This window comes from Algibacter amylolyticus, assembly GCF_014202225.1.
In the GTDB taxonomy this organism is placed as follows: Bacteria; Bacteroidota; Bacteroidia; order Flavobacteriales; family Flavobacteriaceae; genus Algibacter_B; species Algibacter_B amylolyticus.
In genome coordinates, this window is record NZ_JACHGE010000005.1 from 163,957 (window position 1) to 187,012 (window position 23,056).

At 34.2% G+C, this 23,056-nt stretch carries 11 protein-coding genes; 1 reads left to right on the forward strand and 10 read right to left on the reverse strand.

Annotation, left to right across the window (positions count from 1 at the left end; all coding sequences use genetic code 11):
• Positions 1-23: 23 nt before the first annotated feature.
• From HNQ90_RS11520 to HNQ90_RS11540, 5 genes are all read right to left on the reverse strand, one after another.
• A complete protein-coding gene (locus tag HNQ90_RS11520; protein WP_144116171.1) occupies positions 24-2,207 on the reverse strand; it encodes an alpha-galactosidase in 2,184 nt (727 codons plus the stop codon).
• A 29-nt stretch (positions 2,208-2,236) separates the two neighbouring features.
• Positions 2,237-4,279, reverse strand: coding sequence for a hypothetical protein (locus HNQ90_RS11525; protein ID WP_144116170.1), 2,043 nt, complete (start codon positions 4,277-4,279; stop codon positions 2,237-2,239).
• Positions 4,280-4,308: 29 nt separating this feature from the next.
• Complete coding sequence (locus HNQ90_RS11530) at positions 4,309-5,694, reverse strand: sulfatase (RefSeq protein ID WP_241678344.1); 1,386 nt, start codon at positions 5,692-5,694, stop codon at positions 4,309-4,311.
• A 251-nt stretch (positions 5,695-5,945) separates the two neighbouring features.
• Positions 5,946-7,433, reverse strand: coding sequence for a RagB/SusD family nutrient uptake outer membrane protein (locus HNQ90_RS11535; RefSeq protein ID WP_172625850.1), 1,488 nt, complete (start codon positions 7,431-7,433; stop codon positions 5,946-5,948).
• Positions 7,434-7,452: 19 nt separating this feature from the next.
• The gene (locus HNQ90_RS11540; protein WP_172625849.1) at positions 7,453-10,731 is read right to left on the reverse strand and encodes a SusC/RagA family TonB-linked outer membrane protein; all 3,279 of its coding nucleotides are present in this window, start codon (positions 10,729-10,731) and stop codon (positions 7,453-7,455) included.
• Positions 10,732-11,191: 460 nt separating this feature from the next.
• Between HNQ90_RS11540 and HNQ90_RS11545 the strand changes: the two genes are divergently transcribed.
• Complete coding sequence (locus HNQ90_RS11545; protein WP_144116166.1) at positions 11,192-11,791, forward strand: RNA polymerase sigma factor; 600 nt, start codon at positions 11,192-11,194, stop codon at positions 11,789-11,791.
• Between the two features lie 112 nt (positions 11,792-11,903).
• Here HNQ90_RS11545 and HNQ90_RS11550 read toward each other — a convergent pair whose 3' ends face one another.
• From HNQ90_RS11550 to HNQ90_RS11570, 5 genes are read right to left on the reverse strand one after another with little or no spacing between them, the layout of a single operon-like run.
• Positions 11,904-12,842 (reverse strand): DUF1735 domain-containing protein, encoded by a 939-nt coding sequence (locus HNQ90_RS11550; protein ID WP_144116165.1) that lies wholly within the window; start codon positions 12,840-12,842, stop codon positions 11,904-11,906.
• Between the two features lie 12 nt (positions 12,843-12,854).
• Positions 12,855-14,615, reverse strand: a complete 1,761-nt coding sequence (locus tag HNQ90_RS11555; protein ID WP_144116164.1) for a RagB/SusD family nutrient uptake outer membrane protein — start codon at positions 14,613-14,615, stop codon at positions 12,855-12,857.
• Between the two features lie 10 nt (positions 14,616-14,625).
• Positions 14,626-17,718 carry a SusC/RagA family TonB-linked outer membrane protein gene (locus tag HNQ90_RS11560; protein ID WP_183822344.1) on the reverse strand — a complete coding sequence of 1,031 codons (3,093 nt, stop codon included), beginning with the start codon at positions 17,716-17,718 and terminating at the stop codon, positions 14,626-14,628.
• 2 nt (positions 17,719-17,720) lie between these two features.
• Positions 17,721-19,577 carry a RagB/SusD family nutrient uptake outer membrane protein gene (locus HNQ90_RS11565; RefSeq protein WP_144116162.1) on the reverse strand — a complete coding sequence of 619 codons (1,857 nt, stop codon included), beginning with the start codon at positions 19,575-19,577 and terminating at the stop codon, positions 17,721-17,723.
• A 10-nt stretch (positions 19,578-19,587) separates the two neighbouring features.
• Positions 19,588-22,989, reverse strand: a complete 3,402-nt coding sequence (locus tag HNQ90_RS11570; RefSeq protein WP_172625847.1) for a SusC/RagA family TonB-linked outer membrane protein — start codon at positions 22,987-22,989, stop codon at positions 19,588-19,590.
• Positions 22,990-23,056: the final 67 nt, after the last annotated feature.

Below are 23,056 nucleotides of genomic sequence, written 5' to 3' on the forward strand. Positions count from 1 at the left end.
ATATTTTTTATCAGTAAAAACATTTATTGTGAAACTTTTTTAAGTTGAAAAATGGCACTTTCAAGTGGTTTCTTTAAATCTACTTTAATGCCTCTGTTCATTAAAATGCCGCCAGAAACGATGTCTTCATTAAATTCAATATGTGATTTATTAGCGACTTTGTTAACTTCTGTAATTCGATAATTTGCAGATGTATCCAAGCCTTGCAGTCGAACAAAATTACGCTCGTATCTTCGATGGAAATCATGACTATAAACCATTAATATAGCTTCATCTTTATTTCCTGAAACATAATTGATAGACGCATAGCCGTCATTGTCATAAGGCGATTGTAAACGATACAAATCGCCGAATTGGACAACCGACCTTATTTCTTTGTAGAGCTTAACGGCTTCTTTAGAAAACTCCAGCTCCTCCGGTTTTAAATCATCAGGACTCAACTCAATACCCAAGCGCCCCCCAAAGGCAACATCAGATCTAAACTTTAAAGATGTTTCCCTACCTGTTTGATGATTAGGCGATTTTGTAATATGAGCACCTGTAGCTATTGGTGGAAAAAAGTGATTCGTTCCCCATTGAATAAAAATGCGCTCGTAAGGATCGGTATCATCACTAGCCCAAAATTCATGGGTATATTTCATAGATGAAAAATCAACTCGACCGCCTCCCGAAGAGCAAGCCTGAAAAATAACATTAGGATATTTTCCATTTAAACGTTTAAAAACAGATTCTAATCCGCGAGCATACTCAATCCAAAGGTTCGATTGGTTTCCCTCTTTCAGGTAAGTAGAACCAAAATTTTGTACATGTCTATTTGCATCCCATTTAATATATTTAATACGCGGATGCTTAATTAATAATTCGTCAATAACACCGAAAGCAAAATCTTGTACTTTAGGATTAGAAAGGTCGAGCAGTAATTGATTACGTTGTAATAATGGTTCCCTCCCGTTCATTCTTTGTAATATCCAATCGGGATGATTCTTTGCCAATTCACTTTGTGGGTTTACCATTTCTGGCTCTACCCAAATACCAAATTTCATTCCCAATTTTTCAGTATGACTGATAAGATCATCTATTCCATTGGGTAACTTTTTTTTATTGACTTGCCAATCTCCTAAACCAGATTTAGGAGAATTTCTCGGATACTTATTCCCGAACCAGCCATCATCAAGCACAAAAACTTCCACGCCCATTTCAGCAGCGCCATTCATCATCGATTTCAACTTGTCGGCATAAAAACTAAAATATGCGCCTTCCCAACTGTTTAAAACAATAGGACGTATTTCGTTTCCATCTTGTAAATTATATTTTCTTGTCCAACGGTGTAAATTTATGGATGCCCTATTTTTTCCTTCAGAACTGTATGTAAGTACCATTCGAGGTGTTTCAAAAACAGTGTTTGGTTTTAATGAATACCCTGAAGCAAATGGATTGATCCCTCCTGTTAATTGGCAACGATCTTGGTCGTCCAATTGAAAGGAAAGTCTGTAATTGCCCATCCAAGCTAGTGACCCGAAAACAACTTCCCCTGAATTTTCTTGTGCTTCCTGATTTAGTGATAGAATGAAAGACGGATTTTCATATTCTGTAGTACGAACGCCACGTTTGGTTTCTATGTTTTTTATGCCATTTGTTAAGCGCTCTTCACTCATTCGCATCTCGCGTGCCCAACTCCCGTTAAAATGGGTCAGATAATAACTTTCGGCTTTGAAACTAATAGCTGAAGAAGCAAACTGTTCTAACCGCACTTGATTAGTTTCTTTATGTGAAATAGTGGTCCATTGTTCAATCACATCTTCATTTTGATAAGCCTTAAAATGCAAATCAACAAAAAATGGCAGTTTCTCATCCTTTAAGTGTATTGTTGTATTCTGAATATTTACATTCGTATTTTGTTCATGCGACTGATAAATTAAATCAGTAGCCATTGTTCCGTCAGCATGCACAGCTATTATTCCAACTTCATCAGAACTTCCGTTTCCAAAAGAGGGATAGGCTTCGTTAAAAAAAGGCTTCATTTTCTCAATCCCTTTTAAAGATTGAAGATTTTTACCGTAATAAAACTGATACACTTTGTTTTTTGAAATATGATAGATTAAAGATGTATTATCTGTACCAATTTGAATTACTTGCGCATTTAAGCCCCAAAAACTGACACAAAGTAATAGAACACTTAATTGAATTTTATCTATGCTTGTTTTCATATCTAGAGCCTTCGATAATTAGTTTAAAATTAAATTTTTTCTTTAATAGGATTTACCTTATACAGCTTTGAACCTTTTGCTACTAAATCAAAAGTCCAATTACCTGAACTCGGTTTAACAGACTCCTCTTTTGTCCACAAATCAAAAAGTTTGAAATCAGATTTTGCGTTTTTAACCATTCTGTTAAAGTCAAAAGACACCGTAAGCGGATTAGTCGTGTGATTAAAAACGGCAACGTATATTGCATCCGTGCCTTCTTCTTTAAGGTAAAACACATTAGGAGTATTCTCAGAATCTATATCTAAGGGTCTAAAACTTTTTCCTTTATTTAATACTTTTAAAACATCGGGATTTGTAAAATACTTTTGAGTTATTCCAAATCGATGATCATCCAACCAATCATCAGAACTTTGGCAAAACCCAGTAATTGCAGCGCCATTTACTTTGGACATGGCTATATTTGGATGTTCTCCTTCCTTATGGAAGTCTACATCACCTGGATCTAAATTGTCATAAAGAATTCCGTTCCCCAACCACCAACCTCCAGCAAGGGCATTCAGTTCATACTCTACCGTTTCAAATGTATATTTTGTGTCGCCAGAAATTCTTCGGGAATGCGCATATTGATAAGGAAAATACGGCGAAATTGCTAAATTCACATGCACCTTTCCTTGCAGTATTTTATGAATATACCGCATGCCATAGTTATAAGCCTGAACTCCTGTAGTAATTTCTTTATTATAGTAGTTTCCTTCTACTGCTCCAAATTGAGCAAAATCCAGTCTTATATATTCGAACCCTTGTGCAATATATTCTTTAAGGAGGTAATCAAAACGTTCTAGGGTACCAGGATGTGTCGGATCCAGTGATTTCTGAACTTTACCATTTAATTTAGGCGTCATCAAAAAACCTCCATTATCATCTCTCAGTGCGATATCTCCAAAAGTCCATTTTGAAGTAGGCGTTACTTTTGTATCATCTCTTGCCCATCCTGGATACAACCAGGTACAGTTGTACCAACCTGGAATTTGATTGTTAGCTTTTACGTGCTGGGCAAATTTAAAATGCTCTTCCCGTGTGAATTGTTTCAAAAACATCCCCGCTAGTTGTACTACAACTTTGCCCTGATTATTTTCAAATCCTTTGGTTTCCAAAGAATCCTTTATACGATCACTAACCTTAAACAACTTCTCTAATGTATTATCCTTCTTGTTTGCTCCATTACCCCAAGATTTCCAACTAAGTACTGTATTTTGGTCGTGTGTTAAACTGGTAGCTCTGGATTCTCTTGGAGTAAGTGCTGCCATTGCTTTTCCAAACGATTCTAAGCCATCTCTGTAATCTTGGTAAGAACCAACAAAAATGGTAGCAGACGAAATTGTTTTCCCAGTTACTTCTCCGTGTTCCACAACATCCCTTTCGCTCTTTACTCCGCATATAACTTCTAAGTTATTTAAGGTATCATCATTACCAGAAAACTGAATGCCTGTTCGCCAATTATCATGGGTTAAAGCTCCTATTACCGTTCCATGTCTGTTTTCGTTTTCGTAGAATGCAGTTACACCATAACTAAGACCCGAACTATTTATACTCGGATACTTCCAGCGCATAGTATTTTGCTGAATTGATGGCATAATAATCACCCTTGGATTAGATATTACATAACTAATATCTAGTGCTTTTTTCCCTTTAGCGACTATGGGTGCTATATAATTTGTAGATAATGCTTCCTTGCCCTCTAATGTCACAATCATATGCAACTGATTTTCATTATCAGCAATAAATATTTGATGCATTGTAGGTAAATCAGGAGATGTGTTTGTAACAATAGTAGAATCGCCAGAAACACGGTGCGTTCTGGTTTTGTACATTTTACTACTAATGGTATTCGGGATTTTAGCTTCGGAATAAAAATTATTTATTCGCGTTTTAAAGCTAATATAAGTAGCTTTTCCTGTATCTAGGTTGTAGACAATTTTCTGATCGGCCCCAAAAGGAATCGTAATCGTGTTTTGAGAAAAACCTGTTTGATAGCATATAACACTTAATAAGAATACAATTAAAGCTTTCATTTGTTTCGGCTGAATTCTGTTAGTTAAAATTAGTTTGTTGCAGATGCAGATATGCTCCATTCATCCTCCTTGCCTGCATCAAATGCTTCATTTAAAACAGGTATCTGAGCATCTGTATCTTGCAACCATTTATGAAGTAACTCACTAAGTTCTTTCAACTTTTCTGGGTTTATTTGACTTAAATCTTCTTCTTCTCCAATGTCTGTCTTCAAATCATACAACTCATATTGCTTGGTTTCATACTTATAAATCAATTTCCAATTTTTATGACGCAAGGCACTATAGGGCGTTGCACCCTCAAGATGATAGTGTGGGTAGTGCCAGTAAACGGTTTCTCTTTTTACTTTCTGTTGATTTAATAATTCATTTGATAAATCAACACCATCAAAATATTGTGATTTTGTTTCTGGAAACTTAAGATTAGCAAGTCCCATTAAAGTCGGGTATATATCTGCAGAAATGGACATGGTATTCCTTGTTACTCCTGATTTAATTTTATTTGGCCATTTTATAATAAGTGGAATTCTAACACCACCTTCATAGATATCTCCTTTGCCTGACCTTAGAGGGAAATTGTCGGTAACTTTTCTTCTATCATTTTCAAAATTCCCACGTAAACCGCCATTATCACTTGTAAAAACGATAATTGTGTTTTCATCTAACCCCTTCTCTTTTAAGGTTTTTACAACTTTACCTAAAGCATCATCCATATGCTCCACCATAGCTGCATAAGTTACATTCGTATGGTGCCCTTCAAGATTAACAATACTTTTATATTTATCAACCTTTTCTTGACTAGCCTCAAGTGGCGTATGGACATTGTACAACCAAAAATTTATAAAAAACGGCTTTTTTTGATTGTCATCTATTAGTTTAACAACTTCATTTGTAAGCCGTTCTGTTAAATACTCTCCATCTGGCCCATCATTTAGCCTCGGATTATTATAAGGACTAAAATAACCTCCTCCACTATGAGCTGCTGGCGACCCCGCTTTAAACCCACCAATATTTTCATCAAAACCGTTGTGTTCTGGCCAGTTTTTTTCTTCTTCGCCTAAATGCCACTTTCCTACATGAAACGTTTCGTAGCCATTATCTTGGAATGCTTCTCCCAAAGTGTATTCATCTTGTGATAGTTCTTGATTCCATTCTGGTATTTTTATTTTGCCATATTTCTTTACGTGTCCAGTAATCCAATCTGTTAAATTAATTCGGGCAGGATATTTACCTGTGAGAATACTAGCCCGTGTAGGCGAACATACAGTACATGCTGAATAGGCATCAGTATACAAAACACCTTCACTTGCTAATTTATCAACGTTTGGTGTTTGATATAAATCGCTTCCGTAAGCCCCCATATCTGTCCAGCCAAGGTCATCTACTACAAACAACACTACATTGGGCTTGGACTCCATTTCTACTTTTGTTTTTTTTTTGAAATTTTCACATGATTCCAACAAAAAAAACCCTAATAAAAGTGCTATTAAATAAAAATACTGTTTTCGCATAATAAAAAATATTTTAAGGAATTGATAGGATTAATAAAAACCTTGGCACCTACAAGTGTTGAACTAAATAGGTACTTATATATAAATTGTAGTTCAATATTGGGTACCGAAAAAGTGCTTTTCGATACCCAATTCAAGCTAACTAAACAATGCTATTATTAATATTTTGGGTTTTGTTTTATTGTATTATTTGAAATTTCGATCTCAGTAGCTGGTATAGGCAATAGCACATTGTGATCTTTAATGTTTCGACCTACAAAATCTCTTAATAGTCGATCAGTGCTATTTCTTACTGTCTCTAGGAAGATACCCCAACGGATAAGATCATGCTTTCTATGCCCTTCAAATGAAAGTTCTGTTAATCTTTCTTTACGTAAAGCAATTGTAAAATCCTCTTTACTTAGGCCTGTTAAATCGGGTACTCCTGCACGTTGGCGCACTTGGTTAATATATTGGTAAGCGTTTATTGGTCCGTTCAGCTCATTTTCTGCTTCTGCTCTCATCAAAAGCACATCGGCATATCTTAAAAGGAGCTCATTACTGCTAACTCTATCTCCATCTGCATTTATATATTTACCACTTATGGGACCATAACCTGTTGAAATTGGGGATACTAATATGTTGTCTTCTGTTTCACCTTCAGCATCTGGTGGCAAAACCTCTACATAACTTATAGCTAAGCGCTTATCTCCATTTTCAAAATTGCTTTTAAATGTTTGGGTAGGAAGTGAATTTTCAAAACCACCCCCTATACCATCCTGTGCATTAAAAATGTTACTATCTCTGGAACCTGTAGCACTTTGCATACCAGTAGTTCGAATATCCAATTGAAATTGGATATCAAAAATTACTTCAGTAACTAAGTCACCATTTACACCTGGTAGTTTAAGATATTCATTAGCTTGAGGAAACAAAGCATTGTAGTCCGCTACTAAACCATAAGCTCCCGAGTTGATTACTTCATCAAATCTAGAAATAGCTTCTGACCATTCTTTTTGGTACAAATGCACTTTACCAAGTAAAGCTGTTGCTGCCCATTTAGTTGCACGACCAAGATCGTTTGCTGAATAAGATTCTGGTAATGCAGGAATAGCATCAATTAAGTCTTGCTCTATGAACTCATTTACTTCGTCTACTGTGCTTCTAGTAACACCCCCAGCTATTTCTCCTGTTACAGGACTATCAATAATTACAACACCTCCATAAAAATTCTTTAATTCGAAATAGTAGAAAGCTCTCAAAAATTTAGCCTCGGCAACAATACGATCTCTTAATTCTGGATCCATGTCTATAGAAGGAACCTCACTTATTACTAAATTAGCTGCTGCGATACCTTGATAGTTATCTATGTACATACTACTTGCCCAAGCATCTGTTGGAGTAAGATTAGTATACCAAACACCTTGACGTCCTCGGTTATGTGTGCCATGTACAGCCATATCTGTACCCGTAGTGGCGTGATGCCAATTTGACCACCTTCTGTGTAGATTCGCATATGCTGCTGTCAATGCACTTATGGCATCACTTTCTGAAGATGGATAAACTCCTGGTGCTAAAAAATCAAGAGGCTTTTCTGTAATGATGTCTTCGCAAGAGCTTAATCCCGCGAATAGGAATATTATGATTAAATATTTTAAATTTTTCATTTTGATATCATTTTTTTGGTTAAAATGTAAGATTAATGCCAACTGTCCATGCCTTAGTTGAAGGGTCCTGAGAAGCATCATAGCCTTGACGAGTATTACTTTCGCTACCATCGTCAAGCCTTCTTGATACCTCTGGATCATAACCACTATAATTGTCAAACAACAATTGATTTACACCAGTAATAGATATACGAGCAGCACTCATCCATTTTAGTTTATCGGTGGGTATATTATATGACAAAGAAATAGTTCTTAATCTCAAGAATGACCCATCCTCAACAATATCTGTATCAGCAAACTTAAACGAGCGGTTAAGTCCTTCTACTCCAACTATATTAGAATCTGTGTTAAGAGGAGTCCATCGATCTGCATAAATAGCAGAAACGTTGTTATCAAATGCATTGTCCAAAATTGTACTGGTCTCATTGAAAATATCATTACCCACTGAAAAATTCCACACTGTTCTAAGTTCAATTCCTTTGTAGGATATACCAGTAGTAAAACCACCAAAAAAATCAGGATTTACATCTCCAATAATTGTTCGGTCGTTATCATCTATAATGCCATCTGGTGTACCATCCGGACCACTAATGTCCTGATATCTTTTACCTCCTGGAAACAATGTTTGTCCAGCTGTGATTCCAGATGCGTCTATTTCTGCTTGATTGTTCCAAATACCATCTGCTTTGAATCCATAAAACGACCCCACTGGTTCTCCTTCCCTTAGAATTGCTGATCTTTCTCCACTTGCAATACCAATGGTATTTATTATTAGTTCTCCGTCCTCTTCAGGAATAGAAACCAATTCATTTTGATTAGTTGATATATTAAATGAAGCATCTATCATCCAATCACCTTTATTTAATATAGTGGCATCTAAGCTTAATTCTACCCCTTGATTCTTCATAGTACCAAAGTTTGAGATAACTGAAAGGTTATTTACTCCTGATAACAAAAGAATCTCTCTTTGCGTAAATAAATCATTGGTTGTTTTGTGGTAATAATCTAATGACCCCTGAAGCTTGTTAGAAAAAAAGCCAAAATCAAAACCAAGATCTAATTGCTCCGTAGTCTCGAACTTTAAATTTGGGTTACCTATTGTGGTTAATTGTATACTATTACTTATGGCTCCTCCAGTTCCAAATGTGTAGGGAAATCCGACTTCTAACCTTGATAACGAGCTGTTTCCAGCAGCTGGATTACCCAAGATACCATAACTAGCACGTAATTTTAAGTTTGTAAAAACAGATTCATCCATAAAAGATTCACTGCCTACATTCCAACCTGCTCCAATTGCAGGAAAAAAGCCATGTTTATTACCTTCAGAAAAGTTAGAAGAGCCGTCTACTCTACTACTAAGAGTAAGTAGATATCTTCCCTTATAATTGTAGTTTATTCTGGCAAGATAGGACACTATACCAAATTCACTTGCACTTGAAGTGGAATTCTCAAAAACTTCACCAGCAGAAAGATCGTTAAAACCAATTACATCAGAAACAAAACCTGAAGTAGAAACAGAACTTGACTCATCTTTTATGGTTTGTCTTGTATAACCTGCTAAAGCATTAAAACTATGGTCTCCAAATTCTTTGTCATATGTCAAAGTATTTTCTATCAAAAATCCTCTGTTCAAACGATTGGTTATACTACCTGTTCCTTTTGTAATTACTTCGCTAAAAAGCGTAGAAGGATCATAACTCTTTAATGTTGTCCAAGTATTATCGGAACCTATACTTAATTTATATTTTAAACCATCTAAAATTTCATACTCACCGTAAACATTCATCAATAAGTTTGATAAATCATTAACTCTTTGACTTTGAGAAACAATACCTATAGGATTATCATTGGTCACTTCTCCTGTAAAAGTTTGAATAGTAAACTCTCCGTTTTCATCTCTTACAGGCAATGTTGGCAAATATCCAGCTACATCTGTTATTCTGCTAGAGTAAGGGGCAGATTCTGTTTTAGCATAGTTAATATTTAATCCAATCTTTAATTTATCACCAATCTTAGTATCCAAGTTTACTCGTGTTTGAAATCGCTCTAGTTCACTACCAACATAAATACCCTCTTGGTTTAAGTAATTTCCAGACATGTAGTAATTAGTACTTTTTTCCTGACCTGACACCGAAAGCGTATGACTTGTTGTGATTGCAGAATTTTTGTAAACTTCATCTTGCCAATTGGTTCCTTTACCAAAAGAATCTACATCAAAAACTTCTGAACCTTTTACCTCATTTTGAAATTCAGCATATTCCCTAGCGTTTAACATGGATAACAGTCTTTGAGGAGACGTCATAGATACAAAAGAATCGTAGTTAATCTTTGGTTTACCTGCTTTACCTCTTTTTGTAGTAATCAATATCACACCGGCAGAACCTCTAGAACCATACAAAGCAGTAGCAGATGCATCCTTAAGCACTTCGATTGATTCAATGTCATTATTGTTTATAAAAACGTTATTACCAGAACCAATGTAACCGTCTATTACAAATAATGGTGAACTATTACCGTTTATGGAGTTTGTTCCCCTAATTCTTATACTGGCTGCTGCACCAGGTTGAGATGATGTGGGAGTTATCTGTAAACCCGAAGCTGCTCCTCGTAATGCATCATCCAACCTTACGGCAGGTGTTTCTGTAATTCTTTCAGATTTAACTGAGGTTACAGAACCTGTCAAATCTGATTTTTTTATAGTACCATAACCAACTATAACCACTTCGTCCAAACTAGCCGCGTCCTCTTTCAATTTAATACTTAATCTGGTTTTGTTTCCTTGAATTTGAACTTCTTTGGTTTTGTAACCTACATAAGATACGATTAAAACGGTGTTTTCACTCGTTGTAGTTATTATAAAATTACCATCAAAATCACTTTGAGTTCCATTGACAGTCCCTTTTTCTATAATATTTGCGCCTGGCAATGGTTGCCCAATCTCATCAGTAACAACACCCTTAACTTCAATTTGTTGAACATCATCAGACACCTTTAACTTCTTCTTTATATAAATGGTGTTATTATTAGTAACTTCAAAACTAAAGTTACTTCCTGATAAAACCTTCGATATCAAATCTATAACAAAAACCTCACCTTTTATTAATTGAATTTTGCCCCCATTCTCAAATAGATTTTTTGGGTAAACAAAACTGAAATTGGTTTGCCTTTTTATTATTTTAAAGACATAATTTGGAGTTACTAATTTATCTTTATCAATTATTATCTTTTCTTGAGCGAATGCTTTTGTGTTGGTAAGTGAAAAAGTGGATGTACAGATTAAAAAGACAAACACTTTCATAATCGTTAATACCCTTTTTCTGAATAGAAAAGGGACATTAATTAATTTAATTTCCATAAATTTGTATTGTGTTAGTTAGACATTAGTTTAGTTGATACTCTATTAAAGGAACGAGAGTTTCACACCGCCAAATGTTTAGTCTCCGTTCCTTTTTTTCTTATTTTATTACTACCTATAATTTTTCGGTTTTCAAAATTTTAAAATTGGTTGCTACTTTGATTTTTCCTTGAATATTAATTGCTCTCAATTTGTTAGATATTTTGAATATTAATTAGTCATGATATTTTCACAGTAAAATGATGATAAGAACACTAATTTAAGTTTTCAAAATGACATTATTAATTAATGTTCTTTATTATATTACAAGCTAGAATTTACAAACCCTTGCTTTTTTAATATTTTTTTTTACTTTCTATTATTATTTTATGATATTTACACACCTTCGAATACGAATTTAATTATGGCTTACGTTTACACAAATGATACAGAATTGATAGAACACCTTAAAAGAGGTATAGAAAGCGCGTATGTTTACGTAGTGACTTTTTATCATAAACCTCTATTTATTTATGCGCTGAGCTTAACAAATGATCGTGATAGTTCGGAAGATGTTGTTCAAAACGTTTTTTTAAAAACTTGGGAATATAGGAAACGCTTAAACTCGAATTACTCAATCAAAAGTTTTTTATACAAAACCACGTATAATGAGTTTATAAATCAATATCATAAAAAGCGAACAACCTTTGCTTTAGAACGCCTTTACACTGAAGCGCTTGATGAATTTATTGATGAAAACAATACTCAATTATTACAAGAAAAGATTGCTTGTGTAAACAAGGGGATTGAAAAATTACCCAAGAAATGCAAAAAAATTTTTCTATTAAGCAAGAAAGACGGACTCACTAATATGGAAATTGCAGAGCACCTAAACGTTTCTATTAAAACTGTTGAAGGACACCTTGCCAAAGCCTATCGTTTATTACGTGAACGAGTCGGTGCACAATTAAAAACAATATTACTTTTATTGTTCGGACCAAATGTTGAAACCCTTGTTAACTAAAAAAACAGCTTTATTAAAACGTTCCATATTTCTACCTTTTTTTATATAATACATTTATGAAGTGCAAAAAAAAACAGAGCAGTAGCTCTGTTTTTTTTAACACTAATTCTATTTACCACTCCTCAAAAGCTAAATCTTGTTCTGGTGGTCTTCTTATAATTAAACTGTCTATAACTTCAAAGTCTTTCCCATTTAAGGTATAACTATATTCTATATTAAATGCTCTAGTTACAGAATTATAGGTACCTGTTCCAGAAAAATCAGTAACATTTGATCCTGGAGCTAACTCGAAACTTACAGTACTTGTAGTCTCATCAATATTCATTATAAATTTTTCGTTCGTATTAGCTCCTACCCCTGGTGTAATTACAGAGTTCCTATCTATGGTTTTTAAATCCCATGTTTGGTTTTTAACCAAATCTGCATTGTTATACGTCACTTCATTTACTACTGCTCCAGAAGCATCCAACTCTTTTTGTGCCCCTTTATGGTAGTAAGTACCATGATATGGACTAATATATTTAACAACAAGAATAGTATGGTCTTTTGGTGAAGGTAAAATATTGCCATCTGGTCCAATACCGCCAATAGAGTCTAAAGATGACTCTGTTATCCGAAGTGGTAAGGCGTAAGTATTTGTTGTGGCATCAGCATCAGTAGTAAACAATTCTCTATTTAGAGTTACCGTAATATCACCAATGAATTTTCCTTTTGGTATAATCATTTTATTGGCATTGCTCAATGTGTAATAAGATTCAGGTAAAAGAGTGAAACCGCTTGCCCCGTCCACATCACTCAATAAAGACGGATCAATAACAAAATTTGCATATTCATCGGTATCATTAGACCTTTTGCCTCCCAAAGCTACTCCTACTTTAAATTGCATATCCTCATAGGCTACAATAGTTCGTAAAGGTTTCTGACTTGCAAAATAAACGGTTGTTGTATCAAAATCTTTTATAAAATCTTCGTAAGGTTCACAAGATGTTGCTAGGACAAGCAATAGTCCAAACATCAATAAACATTGTTTCATTAAAAATACTTTTTTCATAATTTTTATTTTTTACCAACCTAAATTATTAACTAGATTCGGACTTTTTATTAATTCATCATAAGGAAGTGGTGCATAGTAATACTTAATGTCATTAAAATTCCTAGGCTCTAAATCAAAAGTTTCATATTGAAATGAACCATCATCATTTTTAATAACCTTTACCCCTTTTACCGTTTCATTTAATGGCAATAAAGCACGTCTTAAATCAAAATAACGATGATTTTCAAATGCCAATTCTAAACGGCGTTCATTGTAAATCAATGTTCTGAATGCATCTTTTCCTAATGTAGCAATTTCATCGACATACGTGTTATCTGAAATTCCTGCTTTAGTTCTAATTTCCTTAATGATATCAACCGCTGTTTGAGCTACGCCGTCTCCAGTGCCTAATGGACCATATGCTTCATTTGCAGCTTCAGCTAAATTCAAATACAATTCTGTTTTACGCAAGTGAGGGTTATAATGTCTATCTCCCCCTGGTGCATCAACATCATTTAAACCTGGAGCAAGTGACATCCACTTTCTCACATAATAACCTGTTCTTGTATTGTTAGGAAAAATAGATCTAGAATCCACACCACCTTCATAAATTTCAAGGTTTCTATTATTAAACTCCCTATCATTATATAGTACGTTTAAATATAATCTAGGATCCCTATTGTCATAAGGGTTACTTGCATCATAACCAGAACGCGGATCTTCAATAGGGTACCCATTGGCTGAGTAAAAAGCATCTACCAAATTTTGAGAAGGCCCCGTACGTGCCGCTCCAAAATCAACTACTGGGTAATTGGTGTCTTCTAAATTTGATCCGCCATGATAAGTTCTAAAAATAAACTCGTTAGGCGTATTATTACTATTAAAATCTGCTTCACTTAAACTCGTAAAAATACCTATTTCATCAATAGCTTCTTGAGCATGTATTGCTGCTGTACGCCATTTATTTGTATAAGCCGCTTGGTTAGTAACACTATATTGACCCATTCCAGAAATGGTAATAATAGTATCGGGTTGGTAAGCTGGACTAGCGGCATATAAACTTACTCTAGATTTAAGTGCTAATGAAGATTGACCATCTGCTCTACCGATATTACTATTACCGAGTACTGGATCATTACCACTATACACAAAAGGTAAATTAGCATAAGCAGAATCAATATCTTTTAAAATTTGATCCACACACTCTACATAAGTATTTCTTCTTGTATTTTCTAGATCTTGTGAGTCTTCGTCCAATAACGAGCCAGTGACAATTGGATAGCCTAAAGCTCTTCCATCTGCAGTTTTACCGCCATAAACTTGTAATAATTGAAAACCCCACCAAGCTCTTAAAAAGAAAGCTTCACCTTTTAGATTTTTTCGCTTTAATGCATCTTGTTCTTCCGAAAGGATACTATACTTTACGTTATCACTTAATCCATTTTCTAAAAAAATATGAATATTACGAAACTGAGTATAAGAGCGATTCCATCTATTTAAAGGTGTAGTATTTGGTGTTAAACCACCAGAACCTAAACGATATACGCCGTTCCCAAACTCATTAGAAACCGCATTATCTGTTGCTGCATCTAAAAAATCTCCTCCAAATTCATCTGTAATTGTATTTGGTATATTTCCATAAGCATTTAGCAAGAATCCTTCCATAGATTCTGGATTAGTAAAAGCAAAATCTCCACCAAATGTATTATCTATCTGTGGTTCCAAAGAACAGGAAACCATAACTATAGATAGAACAAATAATATAATTTTAATAAATTGTTTTTTCATCATTTTTAATTTTTTAAAATCCTAATGTTACACCACCTGTTATAGTTCTGAATAAAGGATAATTATTAACACCAGAATCTGAAACTTCTGGATCGAGATCTTTTATGTTAGACAAAACAAATAAATTTGCTCCTCTTAGGAAAAACTTCATGTTTTTTACTGTCCACAAATCTTTAGATAAAGAATAACTTAATTCCACATTTTTTAATCTAAAAAATGAGGCACTATCTAACCAAAATGTTGATCCTCTAGTATCATTAAGAGGGCTTAATGTTGTTAAAATAGGTTCTGTACCATTTGGGTTGTTTACCGGATGAAATCTATCATTAGCCAATACAGAGTATTTACCCTCTCCGCTATTTCTAAAATAGTCATTGGATTTTATAAAATTAACTCCTAGTTCCGAAACACCTAATATGGACAATCCGAATCCTTTATAATTAGCATTTAAAGTAATTCCTAAAGTAGTTCTAGGAAAATTGTTACCTATTACCGTTTGATCCTGCTCATTTACAACACCATCATTATTCAAATCTTTATAAGAAACGTTTCCAACCCCGTAAGGTCCTAATGCCTGAAACGGCGCATTATCAACTTCTTGTTGTGTTTTGAATAATCCATTAGAAACATATCCAATGATAGCATCTGATGGGTTTCCGATAGTATTTACATTTGTGGTAGGATCAAAAACAGTATTATTAGCTTTGACTTCATTTTTAGAAAATAAAGCATTCGCTCCAATATTAAGATTAAGGTCTCCTACGATTTTTGTCCAATCTACAGACGCTTCAAAACCATTATTCACAACCTTTCCTAAGTTTTGTGGTACATTTAACCCTCCATTAATCGTGTTAAATATTGATGTTGGATTATCAACAATAATTCGATCTCTAACTTGATTAAAATAGTTAACCTCAAATCGTAAAGTGTTTTTAAACGCAGAACCTTCTAAACCAATATTAAATTCATTTGCGGTTTCCCACAATAAATCTCGATTACCGAAATTGTCAAAGCCAGTTCTTAAATTCCCGCCACCAGTATTTCTTTCTCCGAAACTGATAGACCCATTTCTACTATACCTTGTATCATATAAATAAAATGAGGTCGCATTATCATACCCCATAACGCCATAACCTGTTTTAAACTTAAGGTAATTTAAATTTTCCCAATCAGCCAAAAATTGCTCTTCACTAAGTACCCAAGCGGCACTAACTGAATGTGATAACATATATTTCTTATTTCCAGTAAATTTATTACTCCCCATAAGAGCATAACTTAAATCAACATAGAATTTATCTTTATGCGAGAAGCTAGTTTTAAAGTAAGTGTTTGATGTTTCAATATCTTGCAATCGACCTTTATCTTGATTTAAGAAATAAAAATAAGATAAGTCAAATGCTAATTTATTATTTTTTCGTAAATCCATTTTATATTTAACATTAGATCGCCATCCTATAGATCTTCTAATATCATCGCCTCCACCTTGTCTGTTATCGGTGATTTCTCTTTGGTTTAATTTATAATAAACTAAATCATCTTGCCCACCTGCATCAATAAAACGTTGTGAAGCATAACGAATTGGATTCTGAATTTGACCTGAATTACTGAACTGAAAATTATCAAAATTCACAGTTGTACTAATCTCAAGACCTTCTGTAATACCACTGGCATCCCAATCTAAACCGAAATTTGTTTGACCAAAAAACACTTGACTATCTTGAAGTCCTCCGTAAATTTTGTCTCCATAAAGACTATTTGGATTTAAAAACGAACCGCCCAAAGGTGGTAAAACCTCTACTCCTAATCCAACAACTTCAGGACTAAGGTTTGGATCAGTAATCACAAATGGAAACTCATTTGGACGCTCAGTATTTATTTTACTAAAAACTTGATTCTCGCCTAATTTTCCCCAATTCCTATTGTCAATAACGCCATTAACATCTAGATGTCCTTTAAGTTTTGGTGTAATTTGAACATCTAAATTTCCTCGAAGACTAAAACGGTCTTTAACAACTTTTTCTCCTACTTTTTCAATACCTTCTAATCCAAGATAATTAATAAAAATAGCGTATTGAGAATCATCAGTACCTCCAGAAAATTCAAAGTTCGCATTTTTAAATGGGGCACTATCTTCTAAAAAATAGTCAATATGATTAACATCAGGATATAACAAATCATTTTCGCCTATACTTTGTCTATACCCTTCAATATCTGCAGCCGAATAGAAGGCAGAAAAACCATCATTAGCTCTAGCTTCATTATACAATGTTGCATAATCTGCACTATTTAAATATTTAGGAATTCTAGTAGTAGCTGAAACGCCATACTCTAAACTTCCTCTTATGATTTGAGTATTATTTCGCCCTCTCTTAGTTGTTACCAATACCACTCCATTAGCAGCACGCGGACCATATAATATTTTTGCACTAACATCTTTAATGACTTCGATGCTTTCAATTTCTTCAGCCGATAGATATTCTAAAGGTCTTTCAATACCATCGACTAGTGTTAATGCGCCATTATTATTTTCTCTTCCTAAGCCACGAACAAATAAATTAGGAGTATTATCTCCTAGTCCATTGGTTGTCATTTGAGTTACTAAACCCATCAATCTGCCTTGTAATGCATTTTGAAATACAGCATCAGGATAAGATTCTAATGTTTCGCCTTTGATTGTACTTATTGCACCTGTTAACTCACGTTGCGAGGTTTTACCTCCTGCGGGTAACATTATTTCATAAGCGAATCCAGAAAAATAAGGCTGCTCAATTAATACAATTTTATCATTTATAGTTTCTGTCTTTAACAAAATTGTTCTGTCCTCATACCCTACAGCACTTATTAAAAGTATATTATCTGATTTAGCCTGTAGTGTAAAGTGTCCATTACTGTCGGTATGGGTTTTAACCATTCCTTTTCCTAAGGATATCAATGCGCCTTCTATTGGTGCATCCATTTCACTGACAATGATAGCGTCAATATTGATCGACTCTTTATTTTTATCATCCTGCCCAAAGCTTTTCATAAAAAGAAGCATAAAAAATGATAATAAGAAATATTTTAGTTTAGTTATATTCATTATTTTTTTCTCTATAGTGTAACTCATAATTACCATCCTGGATTTTGTTTATAATTAAATAAATCTTGAACATCTGTTAGTGGCATTGGATACCAGTAATGGCGAAGATTAAATACACGTTGTTCACTAGGTGCATTATAATATTCGTAAGTAAAATTCAACGTACTTTTATCCGTAACCGATTCATGACCTGTAGGAGGAATAGCTCTTACACCTCGTATTGGTTTACTCAATACATCTTCTGCAATCATCCAACGACGTAAATCAAACCATCTGTGATTTTCCCACATAAGTTCTACTGCTCTTTCGTTTCTAATTTTATCTTGAAAAGCTGTTTTAGAACTAGTAAATTCAGGTAAAACATCTGGCATACCAACTCGATTTCGAACAATGTTTATAGCTTGAACAGCTGTTAAACCATATCCTTTTGGATCTGCAGTAGGACCATAAGCCTCATTCATGGCTTCGGCATAATCTAAATACACTTGAGCAACTCTTATATAAATAGTATTGAACGTATTAAGCTCCCACTGTCTTGGACCATCTGTTGCTTCTGGCCAGATATACTTTTTACACACATAACCAGATATATCCCTTGCATTAGTATTATTGTTAGTACTTGTTTCTATATAATCCGTACCATCAACATAAAGTTCTTGATAAGTTTTGTTACCATTTCTAGCAACACTCCATTCTTCACCAGGATAGAGTATATTATTATAAAACCTTGGATCACGATTTACAAAAGGATTTTGAGGATCATAGCCAGAGCGAGAGTCATGTATAGAATAGGCATTACCATTATTAATAACCTCAAACATATCTACTATATTTTGAGTAGGATTTGTGAATCTTGCATCACCTCCAGCAAGTCTTCGAGGTAGGTAAAGCTGTTGGATACTTTTTCTATTATGATTACTATGCGAGATATCAAATCTATACCATAACGATTCATCAGATATGTTGACCTCTTCGTGGTAAAAAATGTTTTTATATTCAGAACCATTCATCAACCTATAATTAGATGGACCACTTCCTCCAACGCCACTTGCAACATATTTTATCGTATTGTTAGCATATTCTGCTGCACGCTCAGCCCATGATTGACTGTAATCCAAATATTGCGTACTGTTAGTATCATTTTGCATCAATGGGCTTGCTGCATATAGGGCAGCCATTGATTTTAATGCTAAAGCCGATCCTTTAGTAGCGCGTCCTGCTTGAATATCTTCCCAACGGTGTGGAAGCAAAGCAATTGCTTGGTCTAAACCAGAAATTAACCATTCTGAACTTTCAGAATATGTTTTCCTTACTAAATCAACGTCGTCATCCCCCGCATAAGCCTTGTCTAAAAGTGGCAAACCACCAAATCGTCTAATCATTTCGAAATAATACCAAGCCCTTAAAAAATAAGCCTGCCCTGCTAATTCATCTTTTTCATCTTGTGAAAGGTTAGCTGTAATATCATTTTCAAGAGCTTCAAGTACTTTATTAGTTATACGAATAGCATATGAAGCATTATTAAATATAGGAGCCCTCCAAAGTCTGTTATTTGGATTTTTCCAACCAATTTCTGGAACATCATCATGATTTGTCCAAGCCCCAGTATTCAAAAATTCAACTATAGAAGAATTATTTTGCAAACTCCCTGCTTCGTCTGAAAGAGCATATATAGCATCACCTTGTGACCTGTTTTGAGATGTCCAGTTCAATTCGTCATTTAGAACAACATAACAATTATCTAAATAAGCTCTAAGCGAAATGTAATCAGAAAAAACAACATCTTCACTTAACCCAAACTCAGGGTTTACTTCCAAATAATCTTCACATGATGTTAATCCTATAAATAGTAACATCAATAATGTAATATTAAATTTTGTTTTCATTTTTTATGTCTTAAAATGTTATTCTTAAACCTAAATTGTAACGTTTTACCACAGGATAAGTATTGGCTCCTGGAGTTTCTGGATCAATTTGGCTATCTAATTTGGACCAAGTGAATAAATTGTTACCATTAGCATATAGTTGTAAAGATTTTATTCCTGCTTTTTTAACAAGCCCTTTATCAAACTTATAATTGAATTCAATATTTTTTAAACGTAAATAGGCGCCATCTTGATAAGACAGTGTACTTGGATTAAGGTTATAAGCATTTCCTACTCCTAAATGCAGTGCTGGATTTTGAGCCGTTAAAGCTGTTTCTGGTGTAAACCTATTTATAGCATTTGAATTTGCTTGTACATAATAATCACCGGTAAAACTAAGTGTGTATAAATTAGGCATTACATAGCCCACATCAGTTACTCCGTACAACAAAGCCGACATACCAAAACCTTTGTAGTTTGCTCCAAGATTCAAACCATACGTTCTTAAAGGACGCCCTGGTTGTACGTCCATTACTACTTGATCATTGGAATCTATAGCGCCATCACCATTATAATCTGCATATGCAACGTCCCCTGGAATTAAATCTCCTTTTACAGCACCTCCTAATGTGGGAGCTGTGGCATTGTATATATCATCTAAACTGCGAAATAAATCAGTTTGTATTAATCGAGCGTTCCAACCAATAGGCTTACCTGCTTCCTTTAAATATTCTGGGCGTAATCTTGGATCGTTTCTAAAAACGGTTCTATTTTCAACAAAAGCCGTATTAAAATTGATATTATAGCTAAAATCTCCTAATGAGGATTTCCAACCTATATCAAATTCATAACCATGATTTTTTGTAACACCAATATTCCCTGTAGCTTCTGCGTCAATTCCCACAAAAACAGGTTGCCTAACATTCATCAAAATACCTGAACGATCTTCCTTGAACAGATCTAGGTTTGCGCTAAGACCTTTTAGCACTTCCAATTTAAACGACACATTATGAATACGACTTTCTTCCCAAGTAGAGTTTGTATTCGCAAGTGCTCCTTCTTCAAAAAAACTAGGATTTTCTTGAACGTTTATATATCCAAATAGGTTTTGGATATTATAAGGTCTATTATTAATATTATAAGTCTGTATGTATTGAAAACGATCGCCACCATTATCAGAACCAGTAACTCCATAAGAATAATTTATCTTAAAAAAGTCTAACCAATTTTTTGTATTCTTTTTAATAAATGGTTCTTCTGAAACTACCCATCCGGCACCTATTGAAGGAAAGAAACCAAAACGCTTGCCACGAGCAAACTTTTCAGAACCGGAATACGATCCATTAACTTCTAACAAATAACGTTTTTTAAAATAATAATTCACCCTACCAATCCACTCTTCTCGTTTATAAGCATAACCTCCTCTAGGTTTTTCTTCCTGTCTCCAAAAAATAGTATTACTATTTACCTCATGGTCTCCAAAGGTTCGCTTATAGTCCATTTGAAATTTATAATTAAGTCTACGACCATAACCACTTAAACTTGGAGTGCCAGATGAAATATAACCAGGTTGAATATCAGTTGTTGGATACCTAAATTCACTTAATAAAGGATAAGTAACATCTCCATTTGAACTAGTGATAGGATTTGAATAATCGTATTGGCGATAGTACCGAATAATCTCAATATCAGGAGATGCTGCACCGTCACCATAATTAGGAACAGCAATTACTTTTTCATAATTTGAAGATGAAGTATAATTGATCGTTGCACTAGCGCTAAGCCCTTTGGTTATAAAATCCAATTCCTGTTTAAGTAAGGCATCATACAACCCTTGGTAGTATTGAAATGTTGTTTGACCAGCTTCGTTAGTACGAGCTATTAGGTTTGTAAGTCCGTCTTGATCAGTTCCATAAAAACCATCCTCATAACGTATAGGATAAAGATTTCGTGGTGCACTGAAAAGTTTATTAAAGAAAATATTATCTTGACCAAATGCAGGTTGTGACACCGTTCTATAATTGCCCGCAAAATTGATACTAAACTTTGTTGATTTGGTAATATCAAAATCAAAATTTGAACGCCAGTTGTAGCGTTTTAATTTAAATGCAGGATCAAAATTTTCGTTTGCCTTTGTTTGGAATACATCCCCATCATTTCTGTGTCCTAAGGAAACAAAATACTTTACCAATGGCGAACCTCCACTAACATTCATATTGTATGTTTGTTCGAAACCTGTTCCAATCAATTCATTAAACCAATCTATTTCTGGGAAATATTGATTATATGGTCCTATTTGATCTCTGTTTTGTTCCCATGCATTTATAGTAGATTCTGGAATAAGAATGTTCCAATTTCTATCGTTAGTAGCTGCTTCGTTGTGTAAGCGTTGCGCCGTAATAGCATCTACAAAATCAGGTTTTTCTGTTACCTGTTTAAGTCCAAAATTTGATGACACATTAAATTTTGGAGCTCCAATCTTACCTCGCTTTGTTGTAATTAAAATAACACCATTGGCCCCTCTAACACCATAAACTGCTGTGGCCGAAGCATCTTTTAATACAGATATGGTTTCAATCTCATTAGGATCTAAATTATTAATTTCTCGTTCTATACCATCTACTAAAGTTAATGGAGCTCCATTTCCTTGCCATGACGAGTTTCCTCTTATAAATATTTGAGCCGCATCATCACCAGGCCGCCCACCACTATTAACAGCGGTTAAACCAGGTACTGCACCTTGTAAAGCTTCAGAAATAGTACTCACTGAACCTACTCGTTGAAGCGTTTCTCCTTTTACTGAAGTTACAGCACCTACAAGTGTTTGCTTGGTTTGTTTTGCAAATCCCACAATAACAATCTCATCCAATTTTGAAGTAGATTCTAACAAAACAATATTGAACTTTTTATTATTTCCTGCAGGAATTTCTTGAGTAACAAAACCTAAATAAGATACTACTAGAACTGATGTTTTATCTTTGATATTTAAAGTAAACTCTCCATCAAAATCAGTTTGAGCACCATTACTCGTGCCTTTTTCAATAATATTTGCACCTGGTAAAGGCTGTCCGTTTTCGTCAGTAACAATTCCATTTATTTGGTATTTCTGTACATTGGTATTGACTAATGATTTACTTTTAATATAAATTGTATTATTTTCTGTGAACTCAAAACTAAAGTTTTTATCTTCTAGGACTTTACCAACTAATTCTGAAACTTTAATTTCTCCCTTTCTTAAATAAATTTTAGGTGTATTATCAAATAAACTTATAGGATAAACAAAACTAAAATCAGTTTGTTTTTTTATAATTTTAAATACACCTTTAACTGTTACCAATTGATCTTTGTCAATTAATATTTTTTCCTGAGAAAACATGTTCACCGTTGATAAAGAGAAAACGGTAGTACACATCAAAAATATAAATGTTTTCATAATAAATATTAAGATCCGTTTTCTAGCTAGATAGCGGAGATTAACTAGTTTAATTTTCATAAATTGC